The 7,150-nt window shown below is 66.1% G+C and carries 8 protein-coding genes; 2 read left to right on the top strand and 6 right to left on the bottom strand.

Going from position 1 to position 7,150, the window contains the following annotated elements:
• Together K728_RS0111345 and K728_RS20650 are read left to right on the top strand one after the other, a co-directional pair.
• The coding region (locus K728_RS0111345) for an acyl-CoA dehydrogenase family protein (RefSeq protein WP_019482319.1) at positions 1-743 on the top strand (743 nt) is incomplete at its 5' end.
• A 335-nt stretch (positions 744-1,078) separates the two neighbouring features.
• On the top strand, positions 1,079-1,384 hold the full coding sequence (locus K728_RS20650) for a hypothetical protein (RefSeq protein ID WP_083850855.1): 306 nt from the start codon (positions 1,079-1,081) through the stop codon (positions 1,382-1,384).
• Here the strand turns inward: K728_RS20650 and K728_RS0111340 are convergent.
• From K728_RS0111340 to K728_RS23240, 6 genes are all read right to left on the bottom strand, one after another.
• On the bottom strand, positions 1,326-2,516 hold the full coding sequence (locus K728_RS0111340) for a hypothetical protein (RefSeq protein ID WP_024476785.1): 1,191 nt from the start codon (positions 2,514-2,516) through the stop codon (positions 1,326-1,328). The genes K728_RS20650 and K728_RS0111340 overlap by 59 nt on opposite strands.
• Complete coding sequence (locus K728_RS0111335) at positions 2,467-3,114, bottom strand: DedA family protein (protein WP_019482321.1); 648 nt, start codon at positions 3,112-3,114, stop codon at positions 2,467-2,469. Before K728_RS0111335 ends, K728_RS0111340 begins: the two co-directional genes overlap by 50 nt.
• A gap of 52 nt (positions 3,115-3,166) precedes the next feature.
• On the bottom strand, positions 3,167-4,075 hold the full coding sequence (locus tag K728_RS0111330; RefSeq protein ID WP_024476784.1) for an RluA family pseudouridine synthase: 909 nt from the start codon (positions 4,073-4,075) through the stop codon (positions 3,167-3,169).
• A gap of 19 nt (positions 4,076-4,094) precedes the next feature.
• Positions 4,095-6,038, bottom strand: coding sequence for a DUF6541 family protein (locus K728_RS0111325; protein ID WP_024476783.1), 1,944 nt, complete (start codon positions 6,036-6,038; stop codon positions 4,095-4,097).
• 28 nt (positions 6,039-6,066) lie between these two features.
• The gene (locus K728_RS0111320) at positions 6,067-6,873 is read right to left on the bottom strand and encodes a DNA-formamidopyrimidine glycosylase family protein (RefSeq protein WP_019482324.1); all 807 of its coding nucleotides are present in this window, start codon (positions 6,871-6,873) and stop codon (positions 6,067-6,069) included.
• Positions 6,866-7,150: hypothetical protein (locus K728_RS23240; protein ID WP_443110968.1), on the bottom strand; the 285-nt coding region annotated here is incomplete at its 5' end. The genes K728_RS23240 and K728_RS0111320, both read right to left, overlap by 8 nt.

Raw genomic sequence — 7,150 nt, 5'->3', positions numbered from 1 at the left:
CGGGAGGCCTGTCCACGACGGCCACGCGCGACGGCGACACCTGGGTCCTCAACGGAGCCAAACGCTGGATCGGGAACGGGACGTTCTGCGACTACATGCTGCTCTGGGCCAAAGACACCGCCGACGGAAGCATCAGGGGCTTCATCCTGGACGCAACACTACCGGGGATAACCCGCACCCGGATCGAGAACAAGATCGCATTGCGTACCGTCCAAAACGCCGACATCGTGCTCGACAATGTGCGGGTCCCCGAAGCGGACCGGTTCGCCGGTATCAGTACCTTCGCCGATACCCGTCGGCTGCTGCGCGGCTCCCGGATCCTCGTCGGCTGGCAGGCGGTGGGCCAGCAGCTGGCCGCGTTCGACGTCGCCCGCCAATACGCGGTGGAGCGCCACCAGTTCGGTCGCCCCATCGGCGGTTTCCAATTGGTGCAGGACCAACTGGTGCGGATGCTCGGCAACACCACGGCCAGCCTGGGGATGATGGCGAGGGTGGCCCAGCTGCAGGAGGACGGCGGAGGGGACATGCCGCAGGCAGCGCTGGCCAAGGCCTACACCACCGCACGAATGCGGGAAACTGTCGCACTGGGACGCGGGATCCTCGGCGGCAACGGCATCACCACCGACTTCCGGATGGGCAAAATCTTCGCCGACGCCGAGGCAATCTACACCTATGAGGGTTCCTATGAAATCAACACCCTCATTGTCGGTCGGGCGATCACAGGGCTTTCGGCGATCAACTAGAAGACTGAACTTGTCCCATCTGGTACCTGAATCACATCGGGCAGTCACTGTGGGTCGCCACCCTGCTTAGGTGGATCGTCAACGACAAAATGAAATCCCTGAGCCACCCGATCCGAGGCTCGAACTAGGGACTTGATCCGGAAGTCGTGCTCGTGCCCAAAGCAGGGGTGCGGTTCGCCGTCGATCATCAGAAGCTTGTCACTATCGTCGAACGCGCCGCCGGCTGGGAAAGCAGCGCTTGTTCCCGACGCGTCGGGGATCGGCTCCGCCGAAGACCTGGTGACCGCCCCACACGAGGACCGCGACTAGAGGGCCAGCGGTGGCAGACTGGGGGGATGCCCTCGTTCCGTGCCCAACTCGACATCATGGGATTGCTCCCCGGCCATCCACCGGAGGCGGTGATGGATTCCGCTACGGCCGCTCTGGGGGCGGCCCACCTGGTGGAAGCAAAGCAGCTGGACGTGGTGGCCGGAGTACCGCGGATCACACTCCGGTTCCTGGTCGAGGAAACCGACTACGAGACCGGGGCGCGGCAGGCAATCAGCGCTGCAGTGAACATGCGCCACGCAGTGGAGCGGGTGGCTACAGTGGGGATCCTGCGGGTTCTCCGTCGTCGTAGAAATCGATGGGAGCGACTGTAGCCATCTGTCGTGCGCGCAATTCACGACGGTAGGCATGGTCCACCCGGTGCCGCCGCGATCCGGCAGAGATGATCAGGAAGAAGACACCCAGCCCGGCTGCGAAGGCCACGGGGGTTGATTGCAGGTCGCCGAACAACCGCTCGGGCACTATCAGTGTCACTCCCCAGACCACAGCCATAGCGACGGCGATCCGGCCACGATCCGTCATGCATACGGCCATCGCCGCCAGAATGAGCAGGATGACTCCGATCAGGGCCCAACGCTGGGCACCCCACCCCAGCCAGTCGACTTCCAGGACCGTCAGCACCGCTCCGGTGTGGACCACTGCGGTGACCCCAGCCCAGCCGAGGAACAGCCCGAGCGGGACGTCCACGAGGGCAGCCTCAGTCCTGGTCTGCGCCGGGTAGCGGTTGAGCCACCGCAGGGCACCCAGCAGAAGAACCACCAGCAGCCAGATCAGCACCAGGCTCGCCGTCGCGTTGGCCTGCTGGAGGGTGAGCGCCCATGCAAGTGTGACGAGCAGCGAAGCCACGACCAGCCAGCCAAGCAGCCGGTGCCGGGGACTACGCCGTTGGGACGGCAGCCACTGGTGCGCGGTGTAGCCGAGCAACCCGGCCCCGATCACCAGCCACAAATAGGGTGCAGGGAAGGCGGGTGAGACCAGCGTCGCCGCGGGATCGAATGTCCCCAATGAAGCCTCCCGGATATCCGGTCCGCCGAGGGCCCCTGCGGCATTGGCGGTGCCCAGAGTCGATCCAATCACCACGATTGTGACTGCGATCCGCCTGACCAGGTCCGGGTCCCACGACCTGACACTCTGAATAACGGTGCTGCTGCCCCGCGCTGCTCGGCGAGCAGCAGCACGGGACGCGCTCCGTCGTTCCCCCGCGGGCGGCCGGGGGCCGGCATCGGGTGCAGGGGCAGCGATCGAGCCCGGGGGGTGCTCCGCCGTCGGCCCGCTGGCTAATCCGATTTTGGGGCGGCCAGCCCGCAGGCGCTCCAACGCGGGAGACACCTGACCGTGTCCGGTTTCGTCCGAGGAGGAGTGCGGCTCCCGGGAATCCTGCGCCGCGGCTGGCGAACTAGTCGGTTTGTTCGGCAGTCGGGGAACGGGCGGGGTCGGGGTGCTCATTAGTGGTTTTAACCTTCCGGCGTTGCTTGAGCGCGAGGAATGCGGCAATGACAAGTCCCACCAGCGTACCTACACCCATTCCCAGGAGGGCACTGACCCACAACGGGAAGCCTGTGGTGACGTCCGTGATATACCCGAGCATCACCAGCCAGGAGGCCCAAAGGATGCCCCCGACGGCGGCGCACACGAGGAAGGGGCGGATCGGAAGATTAGCGATGCCTGCCGCCGCGACGCCCGCAGAACGGCCAGCAGGAAGGAACCGGAGGGCAATGAGCCCGGCGTAAGTCGGTGACTTCCCGGCCTTTTCCACGGCGCCCCGGATGCTCCGATGGATGCTGCGCCCCCACTTGAACTTGTCCAACCATGAGGTCAGGCGGTTGCGGAACAGCAGGTACAGGATGATATCGCCCAGCCAGCTGCCCAGGGTGGCCGTCAACAGGGCGACGGGCAGCAGCAGGGCACCTTCGGACGCCATGGTGCCCGACGCGATTACCAAAAATTCGGAGGGCACAGCTGGAATGAACACGTCGATCACCACGATGACGAAGGTCAGAGGATGGAACAGCGGTGACCATGCTCCGAGATCGGTGAGGTCCACCGTCCCAATCTACAGGGGTCCTGCGGGGTGCGGTCTAGAGCAGGGAACCGCGTTAGGCGAAGTTCTGGAGCTGTAGCTCGCTGTCGAACCGCCGGGGGGTGCCGCTGAGCGGGTCATTGAACCCGATACTCTTGGCCAGCAACTGGAGCGGCCTGGTGTAATCGTCGGGTGCCTGAGGGTGCAGTACCGGGTAGAACGGGTCGTTGATGATCCCGAGCCCCAGCCCCGCCATGTGCAGTCTAAGCTGGTGGGTTTTGCCGGTATGCGGGGTGAGCCGGTAACGTCCGCACCCGTCCCGTTCTTCGACCAGGCTGACCAGGGTTTCAGTGTTGGGTTCACCGGCCACCTCCTGCGCCAGCAGATAGGTGCGGCTCTTGACGATCCGGCTGCGCACCACCCGCGGATGGTCCATCAGGTCCAGGGCCGGGTCCACCGGCGCGGCGGCCTCGTACTCCTTGGAGATCAGCCGGTTCTCGAACAGCAGCTGGTAGTTCCCCCGAGTCGCCGGATTGGTGGAAAACAACAGAATTCCCGCCGTCAGCCGGTCCAAACGGTGCATGGGGATCAGATCGGGGAGGTCCAGCTGAACGCGCAACCGCACCAGCGCCGACTCGGCCACGTACCGGCCGCCCGGAGTGGTGGGAAGGAAATGGGGTTTGTCCACCACCAGCAGGTTGTCGTCCTGGTGCAGGATGTTCACCTCCACGGGCAGGCGTTCCTCAACCGGCAACTCGCGGTAGTACCAGACGAAGGTGTGCTCGGCGAGCGGGGTGGTCCGGGTCAGCCGCTCCCCGTTCAGTGCGACCACCTCACCGCGGTCGAAGCGGGCGGCGATGCCCTCGGGATCCACATGGTCCCACCGGTCCAGAATGTAGTCGAGTGCGGTACCCCACGGGCCCTCAGTGGGCAGGCGCAACCGGGTGGCGTTGACACCGTTGCGGACAGGAAGCGGGGATTGCATCACCTATCAAGGGTACGCGCTAGGGGCAGCCCACTATCTTGTACAGGGCTGCATCACCTTCCCGGTCTACCAGCTCGAAGCCAGCGCTGGGGGAGAGGTCCCTGAGGCCGGAGAACACCGGTGCGTCCCCGCCATGGACCGAGTCGGTTCCGAAGTCCAGGACAAAGGTTGTGTTGGTGCTGCGTACAGCCGCGCAGACCTCAGGGTTTTCCCGCATGGTGTCCAGCTCGTCAAAGATGAGCCTGGCCTCGGCTGTAGCCGGGCTGGTCCCGAAGGGCAGGAGGGATCTCCGGCCAGCGAACGCATAGTTGAGAGCCGCCCCGGTCAGCGGCTGGCCCGCAATCACCGCGTCGGCGGGGACGTGCTCGGGTAGGCGCTGCAGCAACGCCAACTCATCCGAGGTCAGCAACCGGGACTCTTCGGTATACCGGTAGTGGTAGGCGGCCTCGCTGACCGCCCGCTGCACCGCAAACAGCGGCGCCACCGCCAACCCAATGACCACCAGCACGGTGGTCACCAACGGCACAAACCAGACGGGCTCCGGGGCACTGCGGGTCGAGCGGACCCGCCGCGCCGTCTGCATCAGGGAACCGGCCAGCGCGACGCCTCCGATGCTGGCCACCAGCATCCCCGCCGGGGCGAGCATCGCACTGATCCGGAAGTAGTCGTTGTACCAGACCCCCGCGACGATCCACCGGAGGGTGGGTGCTTCCTGCCAGCTGCCGACGACGAATAGCGTGCCGGCCACCAGATACATGACGATCACCCACCGATGGCTGCGCAGATACAGCACGACGGCGGCTCCCACGGCGGTGAGGATCGCGGCCAGGAGAGCTATCGGTCGGCCAAGCGGTCCGTGGAACACCACTTCCGAAATGGCTCCACCGGCATCGCCCATCTGGTCCCAGTTGGTGGACCGGGCGGGGCGCACCGTCATCCACAGGACCGCAGAGAGCACCACGAACGTGACCGTGCCCGCGGCCACCGCCAGTCGTCGTCGGCCGCGTTCGGACCGGAACCGGGCGTACGCCACCGCGAGGATGGCTGGCGCGGCCAGCGCCAGGAGGCTCAGAAGGGACGAGGGGTGGGCCAGGAGCAGGCCGGGTAGCAGGCCCAGCAACAGCAGGAGGCTCCCGAACCATCTGAGGGGCACCTCGGTGCCCGCCCCCACGAGCTGGATCACTACCCCCAGTGCTGCCGGGAGAATCGCGATGGACAGCATGAAGGGGTAGACCACCCCGAACTCCAGCAGCAGATAGGGGAAGGAACTGTAGGCGGTGGATAGCACGGCGGCGACCAGCAGGGGCATGGTTCGCTCCCCGGTGAGGCGGCTGACCAGGAAAAGGCAGCCCAGACTCCAGATCCCGGTGATCAGCACCAGATTGGCCACGTTGATGGCAGCGGTTAGTGGAATGCCAGCGGTCGCCATGACCAGTGACACCATCGCATGCCAGCCGGCCGGATAGAACGTGCCTTCCCGGCTTCCCAGATAGCCCAGGGTCAGCGATGACGAGTTGCCGGTTTCGGAGATGTAGCGCAGGGCGTTGAGATGGAAAATGTTGTCGTGGGATTGGGCGATGTTCTCCGGCACGCCGAACATCCAGAACATCCACGCCGCCACCGGCACCGCAGCGACCGCCCACGCGATGAGGACCGGCGCCCAACGGGCCAGCGGTTCAGCATTCGCGACGTCGCCGTGGATCAGTTGCCCGAAGCTGCGGCGCAGCAGCCACAACGCGGCGCCAACCGTGACGGTGACGGCCAGCACCGGTGCCAGCGACCAATCAACACCAGCGAGGGCGGCGACCTCGGCGGACACTACCACCGCCGTGATACTGAACGGTCCGGCCAGGGCCAGCAGAGTCAACCGGCGCAACCCCAGCGCCGCACCCCAGGCCAGCCCGGGCCCGAAGACCACGAGGATGGCGACCGCAAACGCCGGCAGGGTTTCCGCCCAACTCATAGGTCCCCTCGGGTTGTGGTGGATGACGTCATTGGGCGGCGGTCGGACTGGCTGGCTGACAATACGGACAGTAGTACAAATCCCGCAATTCCAGGGCGTTGTCCCCGAGCTGTTCCAGGGTCACCCTGGTGCCGCACCGCAGGCAGCCGCGGTGTTCCCGGCCATAGACCCACAGCGTGTCGCCCCTCAGATTGCCGGTGGTGGCTCGAGTGGACCGTGCCTTGTTTGCTTCCAGCAGCTTCTTCGCCAGTGCCACCATCCGCGGCAGGTCCCTGACCCCGGCGACCGGGGTCAGAGGGTGCACCCCGGCGAGGAAGCACAGCTCACATCGATACACGTTTCCGATGCCCGCAAGGTTCCGTTGATCCAGCAGGGCCAGCCCAATCGGCCGGTCGGGCTGCGACAGCAGACGACGCAGCACCTCGTCGGGGTCCCAGCCCGGCCCCAGCAGGTCAGGGCCCAGATAGCCCACAGCTTCATCCTCACCGGACCGGGGGAGGACCTTCAGTAACCCCAGTTCGAATCCGACGGCGGCGGACTCGGGCGTTTCGAGAATGCAGCGTGCTTTGAATGCCGGACGGCGCCATTTGGCGCCCTTCGGGTAGATATGCCACAGGCCTTCCATCTTCAGGTGCGAGTGGATGGTCCAGCCGTCGTCGCCCCCCACCCGGATCAGCAGGTGCTTTCCACGCGCCACCACGTTCTGCACCGTCTCGCCCGTGAAGTCGACGGTCGCGAAGCGGGGGACCCGGATGTCGCAGCGCGTCAGCGTGCGGCCGGCCAGGGCCGCATTCAGTTCCCGGGCGGCGCGCCAGACGGTATCTCCCTCAGGCACGGATCCTCAGCCCTCTCGGGGTGGAGTAGAACCCTGCGGCGGTCAGGGCGCGGCCCACCTCCGAGTCCAGGACCGGCTCGCCGTTGACCTTTTCGATTGCCATTTTCTCGGCTGCCCCACGCCGGATGATCGCTACCAACGCGGCCGCGGCGGCGTGCAGGGCCGCCGAATCGTCGGTGAACGCCAGGACAGTCTTGCCGCCCCGCTCCACATAGAGGGCGAGCCGCCCGTCCTGCAGGATCACCAGCGCTCCGGCCTTCCGGCCAGGGCGGTGCCC

Source organism: Arthrobacter sp. CAL618, from assembly GCF_000468215.1.
Taxonomy (GTDB): Bacteria; Actinomycetota; Actinomycetes; order Actinomycetales; family Micrococcaceae; genus Arthrobacter_D.
The sequence above is the reverse complement of the archived record's forward strand: the minus strand, read 5'-3'. Positions and strand labels throughout refer to the sequence as shown.